At 70.4% G+C, this 25,751-nt stretch carries 24 protein-coding genes and 1 tRNA gene; 13 read left to right on the top strand and 12 right to left on the bottom strand.

Going from position 1 to position 25,751, the window contains the following annotated elements:
* Nucleotides 1-3: 3 nt before the first annotated feature.
* Genes BXA03_RS20170 through BXA03_RS27050 form a run of 8 tightly spaced genes read left to right on the top strand, consistent with a single transcriptional unit; the run spans nucleotide 4 to nucleotide 9,545 of the window.
* On the top strand, nucleotides 4-1,515 hold the full coding sequence (locus BXA03_RS20170) for a SidA/IucD/PvdA family monooxygenase (RefSeq protein ID WP_076510998.1): 1,512 nt from the start codon (nucleotides 4-6) through the stop codon (nucleotides 1,513-1,515).
* Complete coding sequence (locus tag BXA03_RS20165; RefSeq protein WP_076510997.1) at nucleotides 1,512-2,486, top strand: ABC transporter permease; 975 nt, start codon at nucleotides 1,512-1,514, stop codon at nucleotides 2,484-2,486. The genes BXA03_RS20170 and BXA03_RS20165 overlap by 4 nt, the downstream gene beginning before the upstream one ends.
* Complete coding sequence (locus tag BXA03_RS20160; protein WP_076510996.1) at nucleotides 2,483-3,406, top strand: ABC transporter permease; 924 nt, start codon at nucleotides 2,483-2,485, stop codon at nucleotides 3,404-3,406. Before BXA03_RS20165 ends, BXA03_RS20160 begins: the two co-directional genes overlap by 4 nt.
* The gene (locus BXA03_RS20155; RefSeq protein ID WP_076510995.1) at nucleotides 3,403-4,395 is read left to right on the top strand and encodes an ABC transporter ATP-binding protein; all 993 of its coding nucleotides are present in this window, start codon (nucleotides 3,403-3,405) and stop codon (nucleotides 4,393-4,395) included. The genes BXA03_RS20160 and BXA03_RS20155 overlap by 4 nt, the downstream gene beginning before the upstream one ends.
* Complete coding sequence (locus BXA03_RS20150; RefSeq protein ID WP_234983766.1) at nucleotides 4,392-5,435, top strand: ABC transporter ATP-binding protein; 1,044 nt, start codon at nucleotides 4,392-4,394, stop codon at nucleotides 5,433-5,435. Before BXA03_RS20155 ends, BXA03_RS20150 begins: the two co-directional genes overlap by 4 nt.
* Before the next feature lie 39 nt (nucleotides 5,436-5,474).
* Complete coding sequence (locus BXA03_RS20145; RefSeq protein ID WP_076510993.1) at nucleotides 5,475-7,049, top strand: ABC transporter substrate-binding protein; 1,575 nt, start codon at nucleotides 5,475-5,477, stop codon at nucleotides 7,047-7,049.
* A 10-nt stretch (nucleotides 7,050-7,059) separates the two neighbouring features.
* A complete protein-coding gene (locus BXA03_RS27055) occupies nucleotides 7,060-8,370 on the top strand; it encodes an acyl-CoA thioester hydrolase/BAAT C-terminal domain-containing protein (RefSeq protein ID WP_076510992.1) in 1,311 nt (436 codons plus the stop codon).
* Nucleotides 8,367-9,545, top strand: coding sequence for a CMD domain-containing protein (locus tag BXA03_RS27050; RefSeq protein ID WP_076510991.1), 1,179 nt, complete (start codon nucleotides 8,367-8,369; stop codon nucleotides 9,543-9,545). Before BXA03_RS27055 ends, BXA03_RS27050 begins: the two co-directional genes overlap by 4 nt.
* A 16-nt stretch (nucleotides 9,546-9,561) precedes the next feature.
* Here BXA03_RS27050 and BXA03_RS20130 read toward each other — a convergent pair whose 3' ends face one another.
* The 8 genes from BXA03_RS20130 to BXA03_RS20095 are packed head-to-tail and all read right to left on the bottom strand — an operon-like array spanning nucleotide 9,562 to nucleotide 16,744.
* Nucleotides 9,562-10,845 (bottom strand): MSMEG_0569 family flavin-dependent oxidoreductase, encoded by a 1,284-nt coding sequence (locus tag BXA03_RS20130; protein ID WP_076510990.1) that lies wholly within the window; start codon nucleotides 10,843-10,845, stop codon nucleotides 9,562-9,564.
* Nucleotides 10,846-10,881: 36 nt separating this feature from the next.
* A complete protein-coding gene (locus tag BXA03_RS20125; RefSeq protein WP_076510989.1) occupies nucleotides 10,882-11,175 on the bottom strand; it encodes an MSMEG_0570 family nitrogen starvation response protein in 294 nt (97 codons plus the stop codon).
* Nucleotides 11,163-12,413: an MSMEG_0565 family glycosyltransferase gene (locus tag BXA03_RS20120; RefSeq protein WP_076510988.1), complete on the bottom strand. Its 1,251-nt coding sequence runs from the start codon at nucleotides 12,411-12,413 to the stop codon at nucleotides 11,163-11,165. The genes BXA03_RS20125 and BXA03_RS20120 overlap by 13 nt, the downstream gene beginning before the upstream one ends.
* Complete coding sequence (locus BXA03_RS20115) at nucleotides 12,406-13,536, bottom strand: sll0787 family AIR synthase-like protein (RefSeq protein ID WP_083716200.1); 1,131 nt, start codon at nucleotides 13,534-13,536, stop codon at nucleotides 12,406-12,408. Before BXA03_RS20115 ends, BXA03_RS20120 begins: the two co-directional genes overlap by 8 nt.
* Complete coding sequence (locus tag BXA03_RS20110; RefSeq protein ID WP_076511110.1) at nucleotides 13,533-14,075, bottom strand: MSMEG_0567/Sll0786 family nitrogen starvation N-acetyltransferase; 543 nt, start codon at nucleotides 14,073-14,075, stop codon at nucleotides 13,533-13,535. The genes BXA03_RS20115 and BXA03_RS20110 overlap by 4 nt, the downstream gene beginning before the upstream one ends.
* 52 nt (nucleotides 14,076-14,127) lie before the next feature.
* Nucleotides 14,128-15,225, bottom strand: a complete 1,098-nt coding sequence (locus BXA03_RS20105) for an MSMEG_0568 family radical SAM protein (protein WP_076511109.1) — start codon at nucleotides 15,223-15,225, stop codon at nucleotides 14,128-14,130.
* A gap of 20 nt (nucleotides 15,226-15,245) precedes the next feature.
* Complete coding sequence (locus BXA03_RS20100) at nucleotides 15,246-16,241, bottom strand: Nit6803 family nitrilase (protein ID WP_076510986.1); 996 nt, start codon at nucleotides 16,239-16,241, stop codon at nucleotides 15,246-15,248.
* Nucleotides 16,242-16,261: 20 nt separating this feature from the next.
* The gene (locus BXA03_RS20095; protein ID WP_017761953.1) at nucleotides 16,262-16,744 is read right to left on the bottom strand and encodes an MSMEG_0572/Sll0783 family nitrogen starvation response protein; all 483 of its coding nucleotides are present in this window, start codon (nucleotides 16,742-16,744) and stop codon (nucleotides 16,262-16,264) included.
* Nucleotides 16,745-17,099: 355 nt separating this feature from the next.
* Between BXA03_RS20095 and BXA03_RS20090 the strand changes: the two genes are divergently transcribed.
* Entirely contained in the window at nucleotides 17,100-18,491 is a 1,392-nt protein-coding gene (locus BXA03_RS20090) for an aminotransferase-like domain-containing protein (RefSeq protein WP_076510985.1), read from the top strand.
* 18 nt (nucleotides 18,492-18,509) lie between these two features.
* Here the strand turns inward: BXA03_RS20090 and BXA03_RS26645 are convergent, their stop codons facing one another.
* Both BXA03_RS26645 and BXA03_RS20085 read right to left on the bottom strand, forming a co-directional pair.
* Nucleotides 18,510-18,779 carry a hypothetical protein gene (locus BXA03_RS26645; protein ID WP_143476383.1) on the bottom strand — a complete coding sequence of 90 codons (270 nt, stop codon included), beginning with the start codon at nucleotides 18,777-18,779 and terminating at the stop codon, nucleotides 18,510-18,512.
* A gap of 161 nt (nucleotides 18,780-18,940) precedes the next feature.
* Nucleotides 18,941-19,025: transfer RNA gene (locus tag BXA03_RS20085), tRNA-Leu, on the bottom strand.
* An 87-nt stretch (nucleotides 19,026-19,112) separates the two neighbouring features.
* Here BXA03_RS20085 and cysM point away from each other — a divergent pair.
* The 3 genes from cysM to BXA03_RS20070 are packed head-to-tail and all read left to right on the top strand — an operon-like array spanning nucleotide 19,113 to nucleotide 20,887.
* Nucleotides 19,113-20,015 carry a cysteine synthase CysM gene (gene cysM / locus BXA03_RS20080; protein ID WP_076511108.1) on the top strand — a complete coding sequence of 301 codons (903 nt, stop codon included), beginning with the start codon at nucleotides 19,113-19,115 and terminating at the stop codon, nucleotides 20,013-20,015.
* Between the two features lie 57 nt (nucleotides 20,016-20,072).
* The gene (locus tag BXA03_RS20075) at nucleotides 20,073-20,627 is read left to right on the top strand and encodes an NUDIX domain-containing protein (RefSeq protein ID WP_076510984.1); all 555 of its coding nucleotides are present in this window, start codon (nucleotides 20,073-20,075) and stop codon (nucleotides 20,625-20,627) included.
* A gap of 23 nt (nucleotides 20,628-20,650) precedes the next feature.
* Nucleotides 20,651-20,887: a sulfurtransferase TusA family protein gene (locus tag BXA03_RS20070; protein ID WP_369822454.1), complete on the top strand. Its 237-nt coding sequence runs from the start codon at nucleotides 20,651-20,653 to the stop codon at nucleotides 20,885-20,887.
* A gap of 72 nt (nucleotides 20,888-20,959) precedes the next feature.
* On the opposite strand, the gene galU is transcribed toward BXA03_RS20070, so the two are convergent.
* Both galU and BXA03_RS20060 read right to left on the bottom strand, forming a co-directional pair.
* Nucleotides 20,960-21,847: a UTP--glucose-1-phosphate uridylyltransferase GalU gene (gene galU / locus BXA03_RS20065; RefSeq protein ID WP_076510983.1), complete on the bottom strand. Its 888-nt coding sequence runs from the start codon at nucleotides 21,845-21,847 to the stop codon at nucleotides 20,960-20,962.
* Nucleotides 21,848-21,913: 66 nt separating this feature from the next.
* Nucleotides 21,914-24,799: a valine--tRNA ligase gene (locus BXA03_RS20060; RefSeq protein ID WP_076510982.1), complete on the bottom strand. Its 2,886-nt coding sequence runs from the start codon at nucleotides 24,797-24,799 to the stop codon at nucleotides 21,914-21,916.
* Between the two features lie 117 nt (nucleotides 24,800-24,916).
* On the opposite strand from BXA03_RS20060, the gene yaaA reads away from it, so the two are divergent.
* Nucleotides 24,917-25,696, top strand: coding sequence for a peroxide stress protein YaaA (yaaA, locus tag BXA03_RS20055; RefSeq protein ID WP_076510981.1), 780 nt, complete (start codon nucleotides 24,917-24,919; stop codon nucleotides 25,694-25,696).
* The last annotated feature ends 55 nt before the right edge of the window (nucleotides 25,697-25,751 follow it).

The following is a 25,751-nucleotide window of genomic DNA, read 5'->3' as shown; positions in this document are numbered from 1 at the left end:
CCCATGAGTTCGCCTGCCCCCGATGCCTTCACGCCCCCGGCCGGCCTGCCCCACCTGGAGCAGCGGCTGCGCCAGGACCTGCTCTGGCTCGGCCTGCCGCCCAAGCACTGGGTGCCGCCCAGCGCGCACGACGGCCAGCCGGTGATCGACGTGGCCGTCATCGGCGGCGGCATGGCGGGGCTCACGCTGTCGGCCTCGCTCAAGCACCTGGGCGTGCAGGCGGTGGTGTTCGACCAGTCGCCGGCCGGCTTCGAGGGGCCCTGGGCCACCACGGCGCGCATGGAGACGCTGCGCTCGCCCAAGGAGCTGACCGGCCCGGCGCTCGGCCTGCCGGCGCTGACCTTCCGCGCCTGGTTCGAGTCGCAGTTCGGCCTCGACGCCTGGCGTGCGCTCGACAAGATCCCGCGCCTGCAATGGATGGATTACCTGCGCTGGTACCGCCAGGTGCTGCGGCTGGACGTGCGCAACCGCCAGCGCGTGGCGGCGGTGCGTCCGCGCGCCGACGGCGTGGTGCAGCTGGATCTGGTCGACGAAGGCGAGGGCGATCGCGCCCACACCGTGCTGGCGCGCCACGTGGTCATCGCCACCGGCCGTGACGGCCTGGGCGGTCCGTGGGTGCCGGACTGGGCGCATGCCCTGCCGCGCGAGCGCTGGGTGCATTCCTCGCATGCCTGGGACGGCGCCATGCTGCGCGGCAAGCGCGTGGCCGTGATCGGCGGCGGCGCCTCGGCCATGGACGCGGCGGCGACCGCGCTGGAGAACGGCGCCGCCCGCGTCGACCTGCTGATCCGCCGCCGCGAGCTGCCGCGCATCAACAAGGGCAAGGGATCGGGCAGCCCCGGCATGTCGCACGGCTACTGGATGCTGCCGGACGAATGGAAGTGGCGCTTCCGCCATTACCTCAACGTGCAGCAGGTGCCGCCGCCGCAGGGCAGCACGCTGCGGGTGTCGCGCCATGCCCAGGCGCATTTCCACCTGGGCGCGGGTGCCACCGGCGCCACGGTGCGGCCCGATGGCGTGATCCGGGTCGAGACGGCCAAGGGCCCGCTCGCGGCCGACTTCGTCATCTTCTGCACAGGCTTTCGCATCGACTGGTCGCAGCGCCCCGAGTTCGCCGGCCTGCAGCCCCATGTGCGGCTGTGGCGCGACCGCTTCGCCGCGCCCGAGGGTCAGGACGACGAGGAACTGTCCGACTCGCCAGACCTGGGTCCCCTGTTCGAGTTCCAGCCGCGCGAGCCCGGCAGCTGCCCGGGCCTGGAGCGCATCCATTGCTACAACTATGCCGCCGCGCTGTCGCAGGGCGCCGGTGCGGGCGACATCCCGCAGATCACCGACGGCTCGCAGCGCCTGGCCCGCGGTCTGGCCGGCCAGCTGATGGTGGAGGACGCCGACGCGCATTACGCCGCCATGCAGCGCTATGCCGAGCCCGAGCTCGAAGGCCACGAATGGACCGAGGCCACCTTCCCGGTCTATGACGAGCAGGCTGCCCCGGCGCGCGAAGGGGCCGCGTCATGACGGGTTGGCTGTTGCGCCGGCTCGGCCAGGCGCTGCTGGTCGTGTGGGCGATGACGCTGATCGTCTTCGTCGGGCTGCACGCCATCGGCAACCCGGTGGACATCCTGATCGGCGACGACATGAACCAGGCCGAGCGGGTCGCCGCCATCGCCCGCCTGGGGCTGGACCAGCCGCTGTGGCGCCAGTACCTGTCCTTCCTCGAAGGCGCGGTGCAGGGCCAGCTGGGCAAGAGCTTCGTCTACCACGACGAGGCCATCCGCATCATCCTGGCGCGGCTGCCGGCCACGATGGAACTGGCGGTGGCCGCGCTGCTGATGGCCGTGCTCATCGGCGTGCCGCTGGGGCTGTTCGCGGGCATGAAGCCGGAGCATCCGGCCTCGCGCGCCATCATGGCCACCAGCATCGTGGGCTTCTCGCTGCCGGCCTTCTGGGTGGCGCTGATGCTGATCATGGTGTTCAGCGTGCAGCTGGGCTGGCTGCCGGCCGGTGGCCGCGGCGAGACGCGCAGCCTGTTCGGCATCGAATGGTCCTGGCTCACGCTCGACGGGCTGCAGCACCTGCTGCTGCCGGCCTTCAACCTGGCGCTGTTCAAGATCTCGCTGGTGCTGCGGCTCACGCGCGCCGGCGTGCGCGAGGTGCTGCCGCAGGACTTCGTGAAGTTCGCGCGCGCCAAGGGCCTGTCGCCGGTGCGGGTGGTGGGTGTACACGTGCTGCGCAACACGCTGATCCCGCTGGTCACGGTGCTGGGCCTGGAGCTGGGCTCGACCATCGCCTATGCGGTGGTCACCGAGACCATCTTTGCTTGGCCCGGGGCCGGCAAGCTGATCCTGGACAGCATCAATTCGCTGGACCGCCCCGTGGTGGTCGCCTACCTGATGGTGGTGGTCGTGATCTTCGTGACGCTCAACCTGGTGGTGGACGTGCTCTACCGCCTGCTCGATCCGCGCGTGCGGCTGGAGGGCGCCAAGTGAGCGCGTTGCCGACCTCTTCTTCGTCCACCGCCGCACCGAAGCCCGAACGCGGCTTCTGGTGGCGCGTGGGCAGCGACTTCCTGCAGTCGCGCGTCGCCATCGCCGGTCTGCTGATGCTGGCGGTGGTCGTCGTGGTGGCCCTGGCCGCACCGTGGATCACGCCGCAGAACCCGTACGACCTGTTGCAGCTGGACGTGCTCGACGCCCGCCTGCCGCCGGGCTCGCCGCGCGGCGAGGGCGGCTACACCTACTGGCTGGGCACCGATGGCCAGGGCCGAGACCTGTACTCGGCCATCGTCTACGGCCTGCGCATCAGCCTGGGCGTGGGCGTGGGCTCGGCCGTGATCGCCGCGGTGCTGGGCACGCTGGTCGGCCTGCTGGCCGCCTATGCGGGCGGCCGGGTCGATGCGCTGCTGATGCGGCTGGTGGACCTGCTGCTGTCCTTTCCGACCATCCTGATGGCGCTGATGATCCTGGCCTACCTGGGCAAGGGCATCACCAACGTCGTGCTCACGCTGGTGCTGCTCGAATGGGCTTACTACGCCCGCACCGCCCGCGGCCAGGCGCTGGTGGAGACGCGGCGCGAGTATGTCGATGCGGCGCGCGGCCAGGGCATTCCGCCCTGGCGCATCCTGGTTGGCCATGTGCTGCCCAACTGCCTGCCGCCGCTGCTGGTGATCGGTGCGCTGCAGGTGGCGCGGGCCATCACGCTGGAGGCGACCCTCTCCTTCCTGGGGCTGGGCGTGCCGATCACCGAGCCCTCGCTGGGCCTGCTCATCTCCAACGGCTACCAGTACCTGCTGTCCAACGAATACTGGATCAGCCTGTTCCCCGGCCTGGCGCTGCTGGCCACCATCGTCGCGATCAACCTGGTGGGCGACCAGCTGCGCGACGTCCTGAATCCGAGGTTGCAGAAATGAGCGGCGAAGCCACTCCCGTGCTGGAACTGCGCGACCTGCGCACCCGCTTCCACACCCGCGACGGCGTGCTGCCCGTGGTCGATGGCGTCTCCTTCACGCTGGGTCGGGGCCAGGTGCTGGGCCTGGTGGGCGAATCGGGCTCGGGCAAGTCGGTGACCGGCTTCTCGGTCATGGGCCTGGTCGATCCGCCCGGGCGCATCGAAGGCGGCGAGGTGCTGTTCCAGGGGCAGGACCTGCGCACGCTGCCGCCCAAAGCCTTGCGGCAGCTGCGCGGCGACCGCATCGCCATGATCTTCCAGGACCCGATGGCCACCCTGAACCCGGTGCTGCGCATCGATGTGCAGATGGTCGAGGCCGTGCGCGCCCACCGCGCCGTGGACACCGCCACCGCCCGCCGCCACGCGGCCGAGACGCTGGCACTGATGGGCATCCCCAGCCCCGAGGAGCGGCTGCGCGCCTATCCGCACCAGCTCTCGGGCGGCATGCGCCAGCGGGTGGCCATCGCCATCGCGCTCCTGCACAAGCCGGCGCTGATCATCGCGGACGAGCCGACGACGGCCCTGGACGTGACCATCCAGGCGCAGATCCTGTCGGAGATGCAGAAGCTGGTGAAGGACAGCGGCACCGCCATGATCTGGATCAGCCACGACCTGTCGGTGGTGGCGGGCCTGGCCGATGCGATCGCCGTCATGTACGCCGGCCGCATCGTGGAGATCGGCGCGGTGGACGACGTGCTCGACCGGCCGCAGCATCCCTACACCCAGGGCCTGATCGGCAGCCTGCCCAGCGCGAACCGGCGCGGCGCGCGGCTGAAGCAGATCCCGGGCATGGCGCCGCACCTGGCGCGGCTGCCCGCCGGCTGCGCCTTTGCGCCGCGCTGCCCGCGGGCCACGCCAGAGTGCCAAGCGGCCGTGCCGGCCCTCGCTGCGCCGCGGGCCGAGCTGCCTGCACACCAGGCGCGGTGCATCCATCCGGGAGTCGCTGAATGAGCGCCGTGCCTTCTTCTCCCCTCGACATGGCGCACCCGGCAGCGGCCACGCCGCTGGTCGACCTGCGCGCCATCTCCAAGCGCTTCGGCGAGCGCCACGAAGGCTGGCTGGACCGCCGCCTGCGCGCCATGGGCCTGGGCGAGGCGCCCGCCATCACCCATGCCGTGGACCATGTGGACCTGCAGGTGCAGCCCGGCGAGGTGGTCGGCCTGGTCGGCGAATCGGGCTGCGGCAAGTCCACGCTGGGCCGCATCGCCGCCGGTTTGCTGGCGCCGAGCGAGGGCGAGGTCTTCGTCGACGGCCAGGACATCGCACGGATGGATGACCGCGCCCGCCTGGCCGCGCGGCTGAAGGTGCAGATGGTCTTCCAGGATCCCTTCGGCAGCCTCAACCCACGCCTGCGCGTGGCCCGCATCGTGGGCGAGGCGGCGCGGCTGCACGGCCTGACCGACGCGGCCGGCGAGGACGACTACGTCTGCGCCCAACTCGAACGCGCCGGGCTCGACCCGTCGCTGCGCCACCGCTACCCGCACCAGTTCAGCGGCGGCCAGCGCCAGCGCATCGGCATTGCCCGCGCGCTGGCGGTGCAGCCGCGCATGCTGGTCTGCGACGAGGCGGTGGCCGCGCTGGACGTGTCGATCCAGGCGCAGATCCTCAACCTGTTCATGGACCTGCGCGAGCAGCTGGGCCTGGCCTACCTGTTCATCAGCCATGACCTGGGCGTGATCGAGCACCTGTGCGACCGCGTGGTCGTGATGTACCTCGGCCGCGTGGTCGAGTCGGCGCCGGTGGACGAGCTCTTCGCCAACCCGCGCCATCCCTACACCCGGGCGCTGCTGCAGGAGATTCCGCGCATCGACGCCCGGCGTGCGCAGTTCGCGCCCGTCCGCGGCGAGATCCCCAGCCCGCTGGCGCCGCCCAGCGGCTGCCACTTCCATCCACGGTGTCCGCACGCCATGGACCGCTGCCGTACCGAGGTGCCGCAGCTGCGCGGCATCGCCATCCATCACCAGAGCGCCTGTCACCTGGACGCCCTCTGATCGCCTCCCTTCCCGCTGTTCCCTGACGAAAGGATCGCCATGACTCCCCATTCCCTGCGCACCGCGGCCATTGCGGCCGCCGCCCTGATCGCCGCCGCCGGCGCCGCGGCGCAGAACCTCGCCATCGGCTTCGCCGACCCCGTCTCGTCGGTGGACCCGCAGCTCAACAACCATGCGGGCGACCGCTCACTGGCGCTGCATTTCTGGGACTCCCTGGTCACCTCGCGCGATGGCGGCAAGCTGGACCCGGGCCTGGCCTCCAGCTGGAAATCGCTGGACGACAAGACCTGGGAATTCAAGATCAACACCGCCATCAAGTGGCAGGACGGCACGCCCGTGTCGGCCGATGACATCGTGTATTCCTTCCAGCGCGCGCGCAGCGTGCCGGGCTCCGTCGCCTCGTACTCGGGCGCGCTGCGCTCGGTCGAATCGGCCACCGCCAAGGACGCGGGCACGCTGATCGTCAAGACCAGCACGCCCAACCCCATGCTGCCGCTGGAGATCGCCTCGATCTACGTCGTGAGCAAGCACGTGGGCGAGAAGGCACGCACCGAGGACTACAACAGCGGCAAGGCCGTGGTGGGCACCGGCCCCTACAAGTTCATCTCGTACACGCCGGGCGACCGCACCGTGTTCGAGCGCAACCCCGGCTACTGGGGCCCCAAGCCGCAGTGGGACAAGGTGACCTACCGCTTCATCAACAACGGCGCGGCCCGCACCGCGGCGCTGCTGGCGGGCGACGTGGACGTGATCGACAAGGTGGCCGTCACCGATGTGGAGAAGCTGCGCAAGGATCCGAAGGTCAGCGTCTACACCTACCCCGGCCTGCGCGTGCTGCTGCTGCAGCCCACGCTGCGCGAGGGCCCCAACGAGTTCATCACCGACAACGCCGGCAAGGTGCTCGACAAGAACCCGCTGACCGACCTGCGCGTGCGGCAGGCGCTGTCGCTGGGCATCAACCGCAAGGCCATCGTCGACCGCGTGCTGCAGGGCACCGTGACCGAGGCCAACCAGTGGATGCCCAAGAACAGCTTCGGCTACAACCCCGAGGTCAAGGACATTCCCTACAGCGCCGAGCAGGCGAAGAAGCTGCTGGCGGAGGCCGGCTATCCGCAGGGCTTCCAGATCAGCATCCACGTGCCCGGCGACCGCTACCCGCAGGCGCCCGAGACGGTGCAGGCCGTGGCGCAGTTCTGGTCGCGCATCGGCGTCAAGACCAAGGTGGAGGTGGTGCCCTGGTCGGTGTACTCCGGCCGCGCTTCCAAGAACGAGTACGCCGTCAGCGTGATCGCCTGGGGCAACGGCACCGGCGAGGCCGGCTACGGGCTGCTGCAGACCCTGGCCAGCTACGACCCCAAGCGCGGCCGCGGCATCAACAACTGGGGCCGCTACAGCAACGAGAACGTGGACAAGGCGCTGGACGCCGCCACCGTCGAGTTCGACGCGCGCCGGCGCGAAGCCATCTTCCGCCACGCGGCCAAGCTGGTGACGGACGACGTGGGCCACATCCCGCTCTTCCACTACCAGAACATCTGGGCCGCGAAGAAGGGCCTGAAGGTGGTGCCGCTGCTGAGCGACCGCACCACCGCCATGCAGGTCACCAAGACCAACTGAGGCTGAGCCGATGCTGCAAGTCACGCCCGCCGATGCGCTGATCGACGTGCCGCGGCGCATCGCGGCCGACGGGCTCGCGCCCGGTGAGCGGGTGCGCATCGAGAGCCGTACCGTGCGCGGCCCGGGCATCGCCTGGACGGCGCAGGTCGAGCTGATCGCCGATGCCGACGGCACCGTGGACCTGGGCCGCGATGCGCCGCTGGCCGGCGGCAGCTACGAGGGCGTCTCGCCCATGGGCCTGGTCTGGGCCCAGGTGCCCGAGCGCCCCGGCGCGCCGCGCGAGGTCTTCGCGGCCGAGCCCGCCGCGCCGCTCACGACCGAGCTGGTGCTCACACGCGCCGACGACAGCCGCTGGCAGGCCGCCTTCGTGCAGCGGCTGATGGCTGAGGGCGTGACGCGCCGCGAGGTGCGGGACGACGGCCTGTCGGCGACGCTCTTCCTGCCGCCCGGGCCGGGCCCGCATCCGGCGGTGATGGTGCTCAACGGCAGTGGCGGCGGCATCAACGAGCCGCGGGCGGCGCTCTATGCCTCGCACGGCTACGCGGCCCTGGCCGTGGGCTACTTCAAGTCGCCCGGCCGGCCGGACCACATCTCCGACACGCACCTCGAATACTTCGAGACGGCGCTGCAGTGGATGCATGCGCAGCTGAAGCCCGCGGGTGGTTTCGTCGCGCTGTCGGGCCAGTCGCGCGGGGGCGAGCTGGTGCTGCTGCTCGCCACGCTGATGCCCGAGATGGTTTCGGCCGTCATCGGCTACGTGCCCGGCGCCGTGGTGCACAGCGCACAGAACGCCTGCAACCCGGCCAACGGCCCCGACAGCCGCAACGGCCCTGCGTGGTGGTGGCGCGGCCAGCCGCTGCCGCACCTGTGGCAGCACAACCGCACGGCGACCTGGGTGCCCTGGGACGAAGGCCCCGAGCCCCGTCGCCATGCCCACGCGCTGCTCACCGCGCTCCAAGATGCCGAGGCCGTGGAGCGCGCCCGCATCCCTGTCGAGCGCATCCGCGGGCCGGTGATGCTGCTGTCGGCCACCGACGATGGCTCTTGGCCGTCGAGCCTCTATGGCCGCATGGTGGTCGAGCGCCTGGCCGCGCATGGCCACCCGTGGCCGGTGGAGCACCTCGACTTCGAGGGCGCCGGCCATTCCATCGTCTTCCCCTTCGTGCCGACCACGCAGCTGGCCTACGCCCACCCGGTGTCGGGGCGGCTCAGCACCAGCGGCGGCACGCCCGCCGCCAATGCGCATGCCGATGAGGCCTCCTGGGCCGGCGTGCGCGACTTCCTCCACCAGGCCACTTCGGCGGCCAAGGCCAAGCCATGACTTCTGCTGCTTCCACTCCTGTGATCCCCGACCTGATCGATTCGCTGGTGCCGCTGGCCGATGGCGCGCCGCTGCATGCCGTGCGCCACCAGCGCGACAAGGTGGTCACGGCCACGCAGGGCAGCCACGCGCGGCTGTTCGACCCGGCGCTGCCCGGCCTGAGCCTGGCCGAGCGCCTGCTGGCCGCGCACGAGATCGCGCGCCGTGCTGGCGTGACCGTGCTGGCCGAACATTACCGCTCGCAGCTGCTGGCGCTGGGCACGCCCACCGCCGCCCAGCAGGCCGCGCTCGATGGCCAGGCCGTCCCGGCCGACGACGCGCGTCTGTCCGAGATCCTGCGCTTCGCCATCGCCCTGGCCGACAAACCGGTGGAGGGCGACCAGGCCGCGCTGCTGCGCTTGCCCGCCGCCGGCATCGACACGCCGGCCGTGGTGGCGTTGGCCCAACTGATCGCCTACGTGGCCTACCAGGTGCGCGTGCTGGCCGGCCTGCAGGCGCTGGCCGCCGCAGGCGATGCGCAGGCCGCCGCACCCGCGACCACCGAGGACGCCGCGCCCTTCGTGCACCCCGCCAACCTGCCGAAGCCGGGCGAGCCGCTTCAGATCAACGGCTTCACCAGCGAGACGCTGGGCTGGAGGGCCTGGCTGCCGGTGCTGGATCTGGCCCAGGCCACGCCCGAGCAGACGGCGGTGCTGGAGACCAGCCATCCCAAGGCCAAGACCAGCGACTACTACCTGCTGCTGGTGCAGCAGCCGGCCATCCTGCAGGAGCGCTCCACCGTCTTCAACGCCATCATGTATGCGCCCGGCGGACTGTCTCGGGCCGAGCGTGAGCTGGCCAGCGCCGTGGTGTCCCGGATCAACGGCTGCGTGTACTGCGCCTCGGTGCATGCCCAGCGCTTCGAGCAGCTGGCCAAGCGCAACGACGTGATCGCGCAGGTCTTCCACGAACCGCAGGGCGCGGGCACCAATGCGCGCGAGCGGGCCATCGTGCAGGCCTCCATCACGCTCACGGCCACGCCGGCCGGCTTCGGTGCCCAGGACATTGCGCCGCTACGCGCGGCGGGCCTCTCGGACCTGGAGATCCTGGACCTGGTCCACGCCATCGCCATCTTCGCCTGGGCCAACCGGCTGATGCTCAACCTGGGCGAGCCGGTGTACGGCGGCGAGGGCTGAAGAGGCCCGACCTCGGTCAGGCCACTTCGGCGAGCGGCTCGGGAAGGTTGGCCGCGGCGATGCGCTGGCCGATCACCTCGACCAGGTGTTGCGCATCGTCCGCCACGCCCAGGAAGCGCCCGGAGCCCCAGGTGTTGAGCCAGGGCAGGCCGACGAAATAAAGCCCCGGCTCTGCGGTCACGCCGCGGCGGAAGCGTGGATGGCCGCGGCCGTCGAAGACGGGCAGGTCGATCCACCGGTAGTCGGGCCGGAAGCCGATGGCCCACACGATGCTGGTGATGCCGGCGGCCTGCAGATCGAGCAGCGTCGGGTCCGCATCGGGCTGCCAGGCCTTCTGGAAGGGCGGCTCCACCGGCGCCTCGATGCCGTTGTGGGCGATGTAGGCATCGATGTCGCGGCGGATGTTGCAGTACACCTCGTCGGCCTCGTCGAGATTGCGCGTGAGGTCGGGGCGGAAGCTCACCTGCGTACCGTGGATGTCGGCCAGCGTGCCGTACAGCCGCACGCCTTCCAGCGCGAAGCGGCGCAGGTCGATCTCGTGGCCGCCGTCGCGGCCGGTCATGTAGTGGTTGGTCTTGTGGCGGGCCTCGTCGCCCAGCGGATGGCGGTCCACCGTGAGCTTGTAGAAGCCCAGCTCGTGCAGCCACTCGGTGGATTCGCGGCCGCGGTACACGCGCGGCGAGCGCGGCGCCGAGCCCACCGCCAGGTGCACCTTGCGGCCTGCCAGGTGCAGGTCTTCCATGATCTGCACGCCGGACTGGCCGGAGCCCACCACCAGCACCTCGCCGGGCGGCAATTGCGCCGGGTTGCGGTAGTCCACGGAATGCAGCTGGGTGATGGCCGGCGGCAGGCTGTGGGCGCAGGCGGGCACGATGGGCAGGTCGTAGCCGCCGGTGGCCACCACCACATGGTCGGCCAGGCAGGTGCCGAGCGTGGTGCTCACTTCGAGTGCGCCGTCGGCATGGCGCCGCACGGACCGCACCGACACGCCCTCGATCACCGGCGGTCGCGTCCTGCGGGCGAAGGCCTCCAGGTAGGCCACGATCTCGTCGCGCAGCATGAAGCCCTTCGGGTCCGGACCGCTGTAGGGAAAGTCGGGCAGGCGGCACTGCCAGTTGGGCGTGACCAGGCAAAAGCTGTCCCAGCGCTGGTCGCGCCAGGCATGGCCGATGCGGTGTTTTTCGAGCACGACGTGCGCGATGCCGGCCTGCTGAAGGTAGTGGCTGGTGGACAGCCCGGCCTGGCCGCCGCCGATGACGACGACGGGGTAGTGCGGGGCGAGGGCAGTGGAAGCGGTCATGGGTTACTCCTTGGATAGGGACGCGGACTCGGTGGCTCAGTCCGCCGGCCCGAAGGCCACGACCTGCACCTGGGCGCCGGCCGCGCCGGCATGGCGGGCCACGCGGGCCTCGATGTCCGCCAGCTGGTCGCTGGCACGCGAGCAGGCGAAGCCGAACTTGGCCCGTACCCGGTCGTTGGCGATGCCGGTGGCCTCGCGCAGCTTCTGCAGGAAGTCGTCGAGCGCATAGGCCTGGCCGGGCGCGAAGTAGTCCTGCATCACCAGCGAGGGCGAGTAGGCGACGGTCTCGCTGGCATCGGGCCAGCGCAGGGTGTAGGTCATGGCAGGCATGGGATGGGGTCGTGGGTAGGCATGGAAGAGGTGGCCGACGCCAGGCATTGCCGGTAGACCTGCAGATGGGCGAGGGCGCTGCGCGCCCAGCTGTGCGTGTGGCAGACCGCGGGCGGCTGCGGCAGGCGCGGCTGGCTCCAGGCGCGGGCCAGGCCCAGGGCCAGGCTGGTGTCGTCCTCGGGCTCGCACCAGCTCACGCCGGGGCTGCCGGCCAGGTGTTCGGTGAAGGGCGCGCGGCGCGACACCAGCACCGGCGTGCCGCAGGCCAGCGCCTCCAGCGCGACCAGGCCGAAGCCTTCGTTGAGCGAGGGCATGGCCAGCAGTCGGGCGCGGCGCATCAGGGCGGCGATGGCCGCATCGGGCAGGGGGCCGGTGCGCCAGACCGGCTGGCCGGGCCCTTCGGCGAGACCGCTGTCGGCCAGGGCAAGTTGCCAGCGCTGCTGCTCGGCGCCGTGCTGCAGCAGGCTGGCGCCGCCGGCCACCAGCAGGCGGGCGCGGGCCGCCTGCGGCACCTCGCGGCGCAGTCGGGCGAAGGCGCGCAGCAGGCGCGCGCTGTTCTTGCGCGCCTCCACGCCGCCCAGGGCCAGCAGCAGCGGCGCGCCGTCGAGGCCGGCGGCGGTCAGGGCGGAAAGGGCCGCGGCATCCTCGGCCACGGGGCCGGGGCGAAAGCGGTGCAGGTCCACGCCGTTGAAGACGCGGTGAACGGGCGGGGCTTCGGGCCGGGCACGCAACTGGTCGAACCAGGTGTCGCTGACGCAGCAGACGGCCTGGGCATGCTGCCACGCCATGGCCTGCCAGGCCTCCAGGCGTGCATCGGCGAAGTCGTCGAGGTGATGCACGGTGCGCAGCCAGGGCATGGCCGGCGGGCTTTGCGCGAGCGCTGCGCCGTTGAGACTGTCCTGCACATGCAGCACGTCGACGCCGGCCCGCGCCGCAGCGGCCGGAAGCGCAGCGCGCAGGGCCGTGATGCGCTCGCCCACCTGGTCGGCCAGCAGGGTGCCGTTGGGGCGCGGCATGGGCAGGGCCTGCAGTCGCAGCGGCAGGCCGTCGGGCAGCGGGCGGAACAGGGTCTGGCCTGGCTCCACCGGCGCGAAGACGGTCACGGTGACGCCTTGGCGGGCGAGGGCGGTCGCCAGCTCCAGCGTGTGGATCACGCCGCCGCGGGGCAGCACGCTGTGCATGGCCAGGCCGACATGCAGGCCCTTGCGTGCCCGATCGACGTGCTGGCGCTCAGGCATGGTGGCGCTCCTTCGCGGACTCGACCGAAGCCGGGGCGGAAGCCGAAGCTGAAGCTGAAGTTGGAGCCGTCGCCGATGTCGCCGGCCCGCCGAGGATGAAGCCCGACTCGGCCAGGTCCCACAGGCAGGCCTGCTCTTCGCCCAGGGCCACGTCCAGCCGTGTGCCGACCTGCACCTCGCCGACGTCGGCGCAGGCGATGCCGTGTTCTGCGAAGCGGGCCTGCACCTCGGCGGCCAGCGCTGGCCGCACGGCCAGCACGAAGCCGAAGCTGGGAAAGGCGCCGAGCCAGCGCAGCCGCGCGGCATGGGCGACGTCGCTGTCCGCGTGCCAGTCGGGTCCGCCGTGGGTGCGCGGGGGGCAGGGCAGGCGCTCCAGTTCGACGCGCGCACCGCAGCCCGAGCATTCCAGCAGCATCAGCAACGTGCCCAGCACGCCGGCCATGCTGATGTCCTTGCCGGCATCCACCAGCCCGGCTTCGGCCAGCTGCGGCAGCAGCGCCAGGTCGGCCTGCAGGCGTGCGGCGGGTGCGCTGGTGCTGGCGTTCCAGAAAGGCGCATCGCCCTGCCAGGCGCCGCGCAGATCGGTGGCGACCAGCAGGCGGTCGCCGGGCCGGGCCGCGAAGCTGGAGATGAGCCGCTCGGCCCGCCCCAGCACCGCCACGGCCAGTTGCGCACTGCCGCTGCGCAGATTGGTGTGGCCACCCACCAGCGGCACGCCGTACTGTGCGCAGGCCGCGCGCATGCCGCGCAGCAGCTCGGCGGTGGTCGCTTCGTCGGCGCTCCAGAGTGCATCGACGACGGCGGTCGGCCGGCCGCCCATGGCCGCCACGTCGCTCAGGTTGACCATCACCGCGCTGTAGCCGGCGAACCAGGGCTGCTGCTGCACGAAGTCGGGCATCAGCCCTTCGATGGCCAGCAGCTGGTGGCCGCCGTCTGGCAGCGGCAGCACGGCGCAGTCGTCGCCGTTGGGGACGGTGGTCGGTGCGGCGGTCGCGACGGCAGTGGCAGGGGATCCGTCGCCATTCAATGCCTGCATCACGCGGGCGATGTCGCGCTTGTGCGCAAAGCCGCGGCCGTCGCGCAGGGCGGCGAGCAGCGGGGGCAGCATGGCGCCAGCGCTCATGCCCTGCTCCCCGCCAGCACGAAGCCGGCCTCCGGGGTGTGGCAGGGCGGGTACTGGCGCAGGTCGGCGCGCATCAGGGCATGGGGCAGGCCGTGGAGGTCGGCCACGCCGTCCTGCCGCCAGTGCAGGCGCTCGAACAGCGGCACGTTCTGCATCTGCACATGGGCCAGGAAGTCGCGGCAGCCGCGGGCATGGGCGCTGCTCACGGCCAGGCGGATGAGGCCCGTGCCCAGCAGTGCATGGCGGCGCCAGGGCACGGCCACGGCCAGGCGCGAACCCCACCAGGTGCCGGGCGATTCCTCGTGAATGCGCACCGTGCCGACCACCTCGTCGGGCAGGCCGGCGACGGTGGAGCAGGCCACCAGCGTGCGCATGCCGGGCTGCATGTCGATGGCGTCTTGGTCGTCGCGGTCGAATACGCGCTGCTCCTCGCAGAACACCTGCCGGCGCAGCGCCAGGGCCTCGCGTTGCATCCATGGAAGGCTCGCCCACTGGATGCGGAAAGCGTGGTCGGTCCGCGGCGCGGGGGGCGCCGGCATGAGCCAGGGTTGGGCGTCGACGAGGATCATGGTGGGCGGCTCCGGCGTCAGTTCAGGCGGCCTCGGCCAGGGGCGCCGCCGCGTCCTCGAAGACCGACAGCGTCGAGCAGGCGGCGCACTTGCCGCAGCCGGCCTTGATGTCGGCCGCGCGCAGGCCGGCCTGGCGCACCATCGCGCCCAGCGGCTCCAGCACCGAGCGCATGAAGTCCGCGCCGGGCGGCGCATGGTCTTCCAGTGGCGTGCCGCTGATGGGCACGAAGGGCACGACGAAGGGATACACGCCCAGGGCCAGCAGCCGCTCGCTGGTGGCCAGCAGGGTCTGCGCGCTGTCGCCCAGCCCGGCCAGCAGGTAGGTGCTGACCTGGCCGCGTCCGAAGACGGCCACGGCCGCCTCGAAGGCCTCCCAGTAGCGGGCCATGGGCACCTCGGCCTTGCCGGGCAGGATCTGCTGGCGCAGGTCTTCGCCCACCACCTCGATGTGCATGCCCAGCGTGTCGACGCCCGCGTCCTTCAGTCGCTGGAACCAGGCGTCGGTGTCGGGCGGCTCGCACTGGGCCTGGATGGGCAGGTCCACCGCCGCCTTCACGGCCGCGGCGCTGTCGCACAACACCTGCGCGCCGCGGTCGCGGGTGGGCGGCGTGCCGGTGGTCATCACCATGTGGCGCACGCCGTCGAGCTCGACGGCCGCCTTCGCCACCTCGGCCAGTTGCGCGGGCGTCTTGTGGGCGATGGTGCGGCCGGCCGCCAGCGACTGGCCGATGGCGCAGAAGCGGCAGGCCTTGCGCCGGCTCTCGTAGCGGATGCAGGTCTGCAGCACGGTGGTGGCCAGCACGTCGGTGCCGTGCAGCGTGGCGATCTGCTGGTAGGGGATGCCGTCGGCCGTCTGCCGGCCATAGAAGCGCGGCGCCTTCGGAAAGCTCAGCTGCGCGATGGGGATGGTGTTGTGGCGCAGGGTGGCGCGGCCCTGTGCATCGGGCGTGCCGGCGATGAAGGGCGAGTCGAAGGCGCCGTGCGTGTGCACCGGCACCATCAGCGTCACGCCGTCCACCGTCACGGCCTTGTGGTCCGAGGGGCCGGCCCCGCCGCGGCGGCTGGCGGCGCCGGCCTGCGGGGCTTCCAGCCGCAGGCCGCGGGTCTGCAGTTCGGTCATCAGCTGTCGGGTGCTCGGATTCATGCGGCCTCCGGAGGCAGGGGGATGTCGTCGGACAGAAGGGCCGGCTCGCCCGCGGCCAGCGGCCGGGTCGTGGCGGCGGCGTCGCGGCGGATGGCCAGCGACAGCAGTTCGGGGCGCGCGTAGTGGCCCACCGAATCCATCATGCGTTTGCGCTTGTCGATCAGCGCCAGGTCCAGGTCGGCCACGACCAGGCCCTCGCCCTCGGTCAGCGGCTCGGCCAGGTACTTGCCTTCGGGCGAGACGATGGCGCTGTGGCAGCCGCCGCGCAGCGCGCCCTGCAGGGCCTCGTCGGGCATCAGGCGGCGCACCTGCTCGTCGTGCAGCCAGCCGGTGGCGTTGACCACGAAGCAGCCCGACTCCAGCGCGTGGTGGCGGATCGTCACGCCCATCTGCTCGGCAAAGATGGGCCCGACCAGCGAGCCCGGGAACTGGGCGCAGTGGATCTGCTCGTGGTCGGCCATCAGCGCATAGCGGGCCAGCGGGTTGTAGTGCTCCCAGCAGGCGAGGGCGCCGACGCGGCCGACGGCCGTGTCCACGGCCTTCAGGCCGCTGCCATCGCCCTGGCCCCAGACCATGCGCTCGTGGTAGGTCGGCGTGATCTTGCGGCGCTTGAGCACCAGCCGGCCGTCGGCATCGAAGACCAACTGCGTGTTGTAGAGGCTGCCGTGGTCGCGCTCGTTCACGCCCAGCACCACCACCATGCCGGCCTGCCGCGCGGCGGCGGCCACGGCCTCGGTCACGGGGCCGGGCACGGTGGGCGCGCGCTGCATCAGCAGCAGGTGGTCCGCGCCCTGGCGCGCCGGCGGCTGCACGAAGGAGAAGTAGGGGTAGTAGGGCACGAAGGTCTCGGGAAAGACGATCAGCTCCACGCCCCGGCGCGCCGCCTCGTGCACCGTCTCCAGCACGCGGGCCAGGGTGCCGCCCTCGCTGTCCAGGTCGGGCGCGATCTGCGCGGCGGCGGCGCGCACGGTCTTCTTCTTCGGCAGGGCCATCGGCTGCTCCGGGGCGACGCTCAGAGCGTCCAGGTGTCGAGGATGAAGGCGCCCTGCTTGCGGTGCAGCAGCACGACGTCGAGCACGTCCAGCGGGTTGATGGGGCGGATGCCTTCGATCAGGGCTCCCTCGCCGTGGCCGTACAGCGCCTGAAGCGCGAAGCGGCAGGCGTAGACCTTGCCGCCTTCGGCGATGAACTTGGTGATCTGCTCGTTGAAGTTCTGGTGGCCCGGGAAGGCGGAGTCGCCCAGCTTGGGAAAGCCACGCTTGACGCCCAGCGTCACGCCCGGGCCGTAGAGCAGGATCGAGGTCTCGAAGCCCTTGCGCTGCAGCCGCGTGGCCTGCAGCAGGTTGACGAAGCCGATGGAGCCTTCGAAGGCCACGGTGTGGAAGGTCACCAGGGCCTTCTCGCCGGGCTCGGCCTTGACGTCTTCGAAGACCTTCTCTTCGTAGTCGACCAGGAAGTCGCCCTTCTGGGCGGCGGGATGGGTCACTTGGGGCATGGGCACCTCGGTTGCGGTTGGCGGTGGATCGGGGTCGGGCCGCGGTGCGAGGCCTTCGAAAGACAGACGCTTCGTACCGCGGTGCCAGCCTCTTTGCGAGGAACGGGCCGCTGGCCAAGCCGCGCGGCCGATCAATGGCCGATCAAGCCCATGGGCATGCGTGCATGCGGCCGGTTGAGACCCGCCCCGGCATGACGAGCGCCGACGCGCCATGCACCAGTGCGCCGCAGGCCGATGCAATCAATGCATCCGATCAATGGCATGGCGCACCAAAACAAGCAGGCATTGCGGCCGCACGACGGCGGCGTATTGCGCTCTACTTGGCGCTTCCCGAGCGCCTGAAAGCCATTGATCCATGCCCTTCTCGCACTGGGCCGCGCGGCTGAGACACAGCGAACTTCCGGCCTATCAGCTGATCCCCGACCTGCTGGCCGAAGACCTCCAGCGTGGCCGACTCGCGCCGCGCGACCGCCTGCCGCCGCTGCGCGAGCTGGCCCAGCAGCTGGGCCTGAACTACACGACGGTGGTGCGCGGCTTCGCGCAGGCGCGCGAACGCGGGCTCATCGCCTCGCGGCCCGGCCTGGGCTCCTACGTGCGCGGCTCCTTCATCGGCCTGCCTCTGCGTGGCGGCACCGGTGCCGAGATGACGATGAACATGCCGCCGGAGCTGAACGACCATCCCGTCGGCCAGCAGTTGCAGGACGAGGCCGCTGCCTTCGTCGGCGCCACGCCGGTGGCGGAGCTGATGCGCTACCAGGACTTCGGCGGCAGCCCGCGCGACCGCGAGGCCGCCGCGCAGTGGCTGCGTCAGTGGGTGGGCCATGCGCGCGCCGAGCACACGCTGGTCGCGCCGGGCATCCACAGCGTGCTGCTCGCGCTCCTGAGCCTGCTGGTGCGGCCGGGCCAGAGCCTGGCGGTGGAGTCGCTGCTGTATCCCGGCCTCAAGGCCATCGCCGCGCAGTTGGGCACGCAGCTGCAGCCGCTTCAGTGCGATGAGGAAGGCATCGTGCCGCAGTCCTTCGAGACGCTGTGCAAGAGCGCGTCCATCGGCGCGCTGTACCTGTGCCCCAACCTGCACAACCCGACCACCGCCACGCTGTCGCTGGGCCGGCGCGAGGCACTGGCGGACATCGCCGCCCACCACAGCGTGCCCATCATCGAGGACGATGCCTACGGCATGCTGGCCCCGGCCGTGCCCCCGCCGCTGGCGGACTTCGCGCCTGCGCTCACCTACTACGTGAGCGGCACTTCCAAGTGGCTGGGCGCGGGCCTGCGCAATGCCTTCGTGCTGGCGCCCACCGATGCCGCCACGCAGCGGCTGGCGGGTGCGCTGCGGGCCACCACCGTGATGGCCTCGCCGTTGACCACGGGCTTGGTCACGCACTGGCTGGGGTCGGGCCTGGCGGCGCAGGCGCTCGATGCCATGCGCGCCGAATGCAGTTGGCGCAGCGCGCTGGCGCGTGAGCTGCTGGGCGACCTGGGCCTGCGTACGCATCCGCAGGGCTTCCATGCCTGGCTGCCGCTGGAGAGTGATGACGACGAAGAGGTCGGTCGCTGCGTGAGCGCCGAGCTGGCGCAGCAGTTGCAGCAGATGGGTGTCGCGGCGGTGGCCAGCCAGGCCTTCTCGACCGACCGCATGCCGCCCGAGGCCCTGCGCCTGTGCCTGGGCGGGCCGCTCACGCGCGACGACTGCGGCCGGGCGCTGCGGGCAGTGCGCGACGCGGTGCTGGCCTGCCGCGCCGCCTGATCGATCGGAACCGTCGGCTCAGCGGCGGCGCAGCCAGCGCGACCACCACGGGGCCGGCCGGTTGCGCTCGTCAAAGGGGCGCGTGTCGAGCTTGCCGAAGACCGACGCCGCTTCGCCGAAGCGCTGGCGCAGCGAGGAAGGGCTGTGGGTGTCCTCCGCGGGCGTTGCGCCGGTGTCGTCCGCGGGAGCGGCCGTCCGGCCTGCGAGCCGGGCGTCATCGGATGAAGCCGTATGAGGGGCCGGGCCGGAGGCAGAAGAAGAGGAAGCGGGATCGGGCGTATCGGTCAATGCAGCGCAGTACGAAGGGAGGCGGGGCTCCCTGGAGGGCCTGGGCGGCATGCGTCCTCGCAAGAGGACCAGCCCGAAGGCTGTGGATGCCGAAGGCGGGAATGCAGAACGCTTGGGGAACGAAAGGCGTGGGCCCTGCAAAGACCCTGCTGCGCATTCGTTGGTGCCGGAGGCCGGAATCGAACCGGCACGCCTTGCGGCGGGGGATTTTGAGTCCCCTGCGTCTACCAATTTCACCACTCCGGCACGAAGCGTCGAGACAGCCCAAAATTATGGCACAGTGCCTTCGCACACCGCTTCGGTGCAGCGGGCTTTTACACAAGAACCATGACCATTTCCTATCCGACGATCGAAGACGCGGTCGGCAAGACGCCGCTGGTGGCCCTGCAACGCATCGAGGCCGCCGCCAACGCCGCGCGCGGCAACGTGGTGCTGGGCAAGCTCGAAGGCAACAACCCGGCCGGCTCGGTCAAGGACCGCCCGGCCCTGTCGATGATCCGGCGTGCCGAGGAGCGCGGCGAGATCAAGCCGGGCGACACGCTGATCGAGGCCACCTCGGGCAACACTGGCATCGCACTGGCCATGGCGGCGGCCATCAAGGGCTATCGCATGGTCCTGATCATGCCGGAGGACCTTTCCATCGAACGTGCCCAGACCATGAAGGCCTATGGCGCCGAGCTGGTGCTCACGCCCAAGAGCGGCGGCATGGAATACGCCCGCGACTTGGCCGACCAGATGGTGGCGCAGGGCAAGGGCCGCGTGCTCGACCAGTTTGCCAACGACGACAACCCGCGCATCCATTACGAGACCACCGGCCCCGAGCTGTGGGAGCAGACAGGCGGGCGCATCACCCATTTCGTGAGCGCCATGGGCACCACCGGCACCATCACCGGCGTGTCGCGCTTCCTCAAGGAGAAGAACCCGGCGATCCAGATCGTCGGCGCGCAGCCGGCCGATGGCTCGCGCATCCCGGGCATCCGCAAGTGGCCGCAGGAATACCTGCCCAAGATCTTCGACCCGAGCCGCGTGGACCAGGTCGTCAACGTGAGCCAGGACAGCGCCGAGGAGATGGCTCGCCGCCTGGCGCGCGAGGAGGGCATCTTCGGCGGCATCTCGGCCGCCGGCGCGCTGTGGGTGGCGCTGGAGATCGCGCGCACGGTCGAGAACGCGACCATCGTCTTCATCGTCTGCGACCGCGGCGACCGTTATCTCTCCACGGGCGTGTTCCCGGCCTGACGCCGCGCGCATGACCCCGTCCCACGACAACGACAACGACAAGACCCGGAGACAGCCATGAACAACCTGCCCAAGTTCTGCCAGGCCTGCGCCACACCGCTCGAATGGATCGAGATGATGGAAGACGGCGGCCCCAAGGCCCGCCTGCGCTGCCCGGCCTGCGGCCACACGCACTGGAACAACCCGACGCCGGTGCTGGCCGCCATCGTCGAATACAACGGCCAGGTGCTGCTGGCGCGCAATGCGGCCTGGCCGCCCAAGATGTTCGCGCTCATCACCGGCTTCATGGAGGCCGGCGAGACGCCCATCGAAGGCATCGCGCGCGAGGTCAAGGAAGAGACCAACCTCGACGTGATCAGCTGCGGCATCGTGGGCGCCTACGACTTCCAGCGCATGAACCAGGTCATCATCGCCTACCACGTGGTGGCTGAGGGCGAGGTGAAGCTCTCGCCCGAGCTGGTGGACTGGCGCCTGTATGACCTGGCGGACCTCAAGTGCTGGCCTGCCGGCACCGGCTATGCGCTGGCCGACTGGCTGCGCACTCGGGGGCATGAGCCGGTGTTCTTCACCGCCGAAGAGAACGAGGAGCGGCGCCGGGGGCTATCCACCTGACCCGAGCCCCAGCAGAGAAAGCCATGACCGACATCGCCATCGACAAGGAAATCGACACCCGCGGGCTGAACTGTCCGCTGCCCATCCTCAAGGCCAAGAAGGCCTTGAACGACATGGCCAGCGGCCAGTTGCTGAAGGTGGTGGCCACCGATCCGGGTTCCACCCGCGACTTCCAGGCCTTCGCGCGCCAGACCGGGCATGGGCTGGTGTCGCAGGAGACCGTGGGCGCGGAGTTCATCCACGTACTCCGGCGACGCTGAGAGGGCGCAGGCCGCCAGAAGCAGAAAGGGGCCGCGAGGCCCCTTTCGTTCTTCATCTCAGGACGATGTCGCTCAGAGCGCCAGGCCCTTGAGGTAGTCCTTGAAATAGCCGCCCACCTCCGGGTGCGCCAGCGCCAGCTCGACGGTGGCCTGCAGGAAGCCTTCCTTGCTGCCGCAGTCGTAGCGGGTGCCCTTGTAGGAATAGGCGTAGACGCTTTCCTTCTTCATCAGCGAGGCGATGCCGTCGGTCAGTTGGATCTCGCCACCGGCGCCCTTGGTCTGGCGGCGGATCTCCTCGAACACGCCGGGGGTCAGCACATAGCGGCCGGCCACGCCCAGCCGCGAAGGCGCGTTCTCGGGCGAGGGCTTTTCGACCATGGCGCGCACCTGCGTCAGGCCGTCGCCCATCGGGTCGCCGGCCACGATGCCGTAGCGCTTGACCTGGTCCAGCGGCACTTCCTGCACGGCCAGCACCGAGCCGCCGAGGTTGTTGTACGTGCGCACCATCTGCGACAGGACGCCTTCGCCACCCTCGGGGCCGACCATCAGATCGTCCGCCAGCAGCACGGCGAAAGGCTCGTCGCCGACCAGGTGCTCGGCGCACAGCACCGCGTGGCCCAGGCCCAGCATGCGCGGCTGGCGCACGTACGAGCAGGTCATGTCCTCGGGCGCCACCGAACGGGCAATGCGCAGCAGGGCGTTCTTGCCGCTGGCTTCGAGCTGGCTTTCCAGCTCATACGCGGTGTCGTAGTGGTCCTCGATGGCGCGCTTGTTGCGGCCGGTGACGAAGATCATGTCGCGGATGCCGGCCGCATAAGCCTCTTCGACCGCGTACTGGATGAGCGGCTTGTCCACCACTGGCAGCATCTCCTTGGGCTGCGCCTTCGTGGCGGGCAGGAAGCGGGTACCAAAGCCGGCCACGGGAAAAACGGCCTTGCGGATGCGTCTGGAAGTGGGCATGCGGATGTGCGGAAGAGTTGAGATTCTTTAACCAGTCAATGCTAATGCAGGCGAATGAACGCAGCCTCAACCGAGACGCGCGAGTTGTTCCTGCAATCGTGTCAGCGAAGCGCCGAAATCGGCCATGCGCTGGCGTTCCTGCGCAATGACGTTCGGGGGCGCCTTGGCCACGAAGGCCTCGTTGCCCAGCTTGCCCTGTGCCTTCGCGATCTCGCCCTGGATGCGGACGATTTCCTTGCCCAGGCGCACGCGCTCGGCGGCCACGTCGATCTCGACGTGCAGGGCCAGACGCGCCTCGCCCACCAGTGCGACCGGGGCGGCCTGCGCGGCGGCCGTCCAGGCCGCTTCATCGTCGAAAACCTTGACCTCGCTCAACTTGGCGAGGGCCTGCAACACAGGCGCGGCCTGGCGCACGAAGTCGGCGTCGCCCACCACGTACAGCGGCAGGCGCTGGGCGGGCGAGACGTTCATCTCGCCACGCAGCGTGCGGCACGACGCCACCAGCGCCTTGAGCTTGGCCACGTGTGCCTCGGCCGCCTCGTCGATCTTCTCGGGCTGGGCGACGGGGTAGGCGGCGACCATGATCGATTCGCTGGCGCGGCCGGCGACGGGCGCGACCTTCTGCCACAGCTCTTCGGTGATGAAGGGAATGACCGGGTGCGCCAGGCGCAGCAGCGTTTCCAGCGTGCGGATCAGCGTGCGGCGGGTAGCGCGCTGCTCGGCCTCGCCGCCGGTCTGGATCTGCACCTTGGCGATTTCCAGGTACCAGTCGCAGAACTCGTCCCAGGCGAACTGGTAGATGGCGTTGGCCACGTTGTCCAGGCGGTAGTCGCCGAAGCCCTGCGCGACTTCCTGCTCCACGCGCTGCAGGCGCGAGGCGATCCAGCGGTCGGCCTGGCTGAAGCGCATGTAGCCGTGGGCCTTGCCGCCCGGGGCGCAGTCGGCCTTGCTGTGGTCCATCAGGCCGCAGTCCTGGCCTTCGCAGTTCATCAGCACGAAGCGGGTAGCGTTCCACAGCTTGTTGCAGAAGTTGCGGTAGCCCTCGCAGCGCTTGCTGTCGAAGTTGATGCTGCGGCCCAGCGAGGCCAGCGCCGCGAAGGTGAAGCGCAGCGCATCGGCGCCGTAGGCCGGAATGCCCTCGGGGAACTCCTTCTGCGTGTTCTTGCGCACCTGCGGGGCGGTCTCGGGCTTGCGCAGGCCCTGGGTGCGCTTGTCGAGCAGCGGCTCCAGCGCGATGCCGTCGATCAGGTCCACCGGGTCCAGCACGTTGCCCTCGGACTTGCTCATCTTCTTGCCCTGCGCATCGCGCACCAGGCCGTGGATGTACACATGCTTGAAGGGCACGCGGCCGGTGAAGTGCGTGGTCATCATGATCATCCGGGCGACCCAGAAGAAGATGATGTCGTAGCCGGTCACCAGCACGGTGGAGGGCAGGTAGAGGTCGTAATCCTTGAGGGCGTTGCCGTCTTCCAGTGCCTGCGGCCAGCCCAGGGACGAGAAGGGCACCAGGGCGGAGGAATACCAGGTGTCCAGCACGTCCTCGTCGCGCGTGAGGGTCTTGCCGGGGGCCTGCTTCTGCGCCTCTTCCTCGTTGCGGGCGACGTAGACGCGGCCGTCCTCGTCATACCAGGCGGGAATCTGGTGGCCCCACCAGAGCTGGCGGCTGATGCACCAGTCCTGGATGTTGTTCATCCACTGGTTGTAGGTGTTGACCCAGTTCTCGGGCACGAAGCGCACCTGGCCCGACTGCACCGCGTCGATGGCCTTCTGGGCGATGCTCTTGCCGGTCGGATCCTGCTCGCTGACCTTGGTCATGGCGACGAACCATTGGTCGGTGAGCATGGGCTCGACCACCTGGCCGGTGCGGGCGCAACGCGGCACCATCAGTTTGTGCTTCTTGGTCTCGACCAGGGCGCCGGTGGCTTCGAGGTCGGCCACGATCTTCTTGCGGGCGGCGAAGCGGTCCAGGCCGCGGTAGGCCTCGGGCGCGTTGTCGTTGATCTTGGCGTCCAGCGTCAGCACGCCGATGATGGCCAGGCCATGGCGCTGGCCCACCGCATAGTCGTTGTGGTCGTGCGCGGGCGTGACCTTGACCACGCCGGTGCCGAACTCGCGGTCCACGTAGTCGTCGGCAATGATGGGAATCAGCCGGTCCACCAACGGCAGGCGCACCTTCTTGCCGATGAGGGCGGCGTAGCGCTCGTCCTGGGGGTGGACCATCACGGCCACGTCGCCCAGCATGGTTTCGGGTCGGGTGGTGGCCACCGTCAGGCTGCCGCTGCCGTCTTCGAGCGGGTAGGCGATGTGCCACAGTGCGCCTTCTTCCTCCTCGCTTTCCACCTCCAGGTCGGAGACGGCGGACATCAGCACCGGGTCCCAGTTCACGAGCCGCTTGCCGCGGTAGATCAGGCCCTGATCGTAAAGGCGCACGAAGGTGTCGGTGACCACCGTGGACAGCTTGTCGTCCATGGTGAAGTACTCGCGGCTCCAGTCCACCGTGTCGCCCATGCGGCGCATCTGCTGGGTGATGGTGTTGCCGGACTGCTGTTTCCATTCCCACACGCGGGCGACGAAGTTCTTGCGGCCCAGGTCGTGGCGGCTGACACCCTGGCCCTGCAGCTGGCGCTCCACGACGATCTGGGTGGCGATGCCGGCATGGTCGGTGCCCGGCACCCACAGCGTGTTCGCGCCCGCCATGCGGTGGTAGCGCGTCAGGCTGTCCATGATCGTCTGGTTGAAGGCATGGCCCATGTGCAGCGTGCCCGTCACGTTGGGCGGCGGCAGCTGGATGGCGAAGGAGGGCGCGCCGGCCTGGGGCGCCTGCGTGCCGCGGAAGCCCGCCTTCGCATAGCCGCGGCGCTCCCACTCGGGCCCCCAATGGGCCTCGATGGCGGCGGGTTCGAAGGACTTGGCGAGGCTCTGGAGGCCGGGTTGCAGGGGGGTGTCGCTCATGGGCGGATGGAGTCAGGGCACGCTGGCGGGCGCCGGCATGCCGTGGGTGTTCGAAGACGGGAAGCGGGCAATTTTACGGGGCGCTCCCCGCGCCTCCGGGTCTTCCATAATTCCCCGATGCTCTTCCTGCTCTCGCCCGCCAAGTCGCTCGATTACGAAGCGCCCGTCCCCGAAGACCTGCCCGCCACCCAACCCGTGTTCGAGGGCGCCCGCGGCCCTGCCGCCGAGCTGATCGGCCTGCTGCGCCAGAAGTCGCCGCTGCAGGTGGCCGAGCTGATGCACCTGTCGGACAAGCTGGCAACCCTCAACGCCGCCCGCTACGAGGCCTGGGCGCCCAAGGGCACGGCGAAGAACGCCCGCCAGGCCGCGCTGGCCTTCGACGGCGACGTCTACGGTGGCCTGGACGCGCGCAGCCTGAGCGCCGCGCAACTGGCCTGGGCGCAGGACCATGTGGTGATCCTGAGCGGCCTGTACGGCGTGCTGCGTCCCTTGGACCGGCTGCAGCCCTATCGCCTGGAGATGGGCACGGCCCTGGCCAACCCGAAGGGCAAGGACCTGTACGCCTTCTGGGGCGACCGCATCGCGCCCTGGCTCAACGAGCGCCTGGCGGCGGACCGCACGCCGGTGGTGGTCAACCTGGCCTCGCAGGAATACTTCAAGGCCGTGGACCAGAAGGCGCTGAAGGCCCGCGTCGTCGAATGCGTGTTCCAGGAGCGCAAGGGCGACGACTACAAGATCGTGAGCTTCTATGCCAAGCGCGCGCGCGGCCTGATGGCACGCTGGGCCGTGCTGCACAAGGCAGGCACGCCGCGCCGGCTCGAGGCCTTCGACCTCGAGGGTTATGCCTTCGCGCCCAAGGTCTCGCAGCCGGACCGGCTGGTGTTCCGCCGCGGCTGAACATTCGGCCGTTATCCTGACGCTTCGTTTTTTGGCCCAAGCCCGGGAGCCCTCG

Origin of the sequence: Pseudacidovorax sp. RU35E, from assembly GCF_900156165.1 — a bacterium.
Taxonomy (GTDB): domain Bacteria; phylum Pseudomonadota; class Gammaproteobacteria; order Burkholderiales; family Burkholderiaceae_C; genus Xenophilus.
The sequence above is the reverse complement of the archived record's forward strand: the minus strand, read 5'-3'. Positions and strand labels throughout refer to the sequence as shown.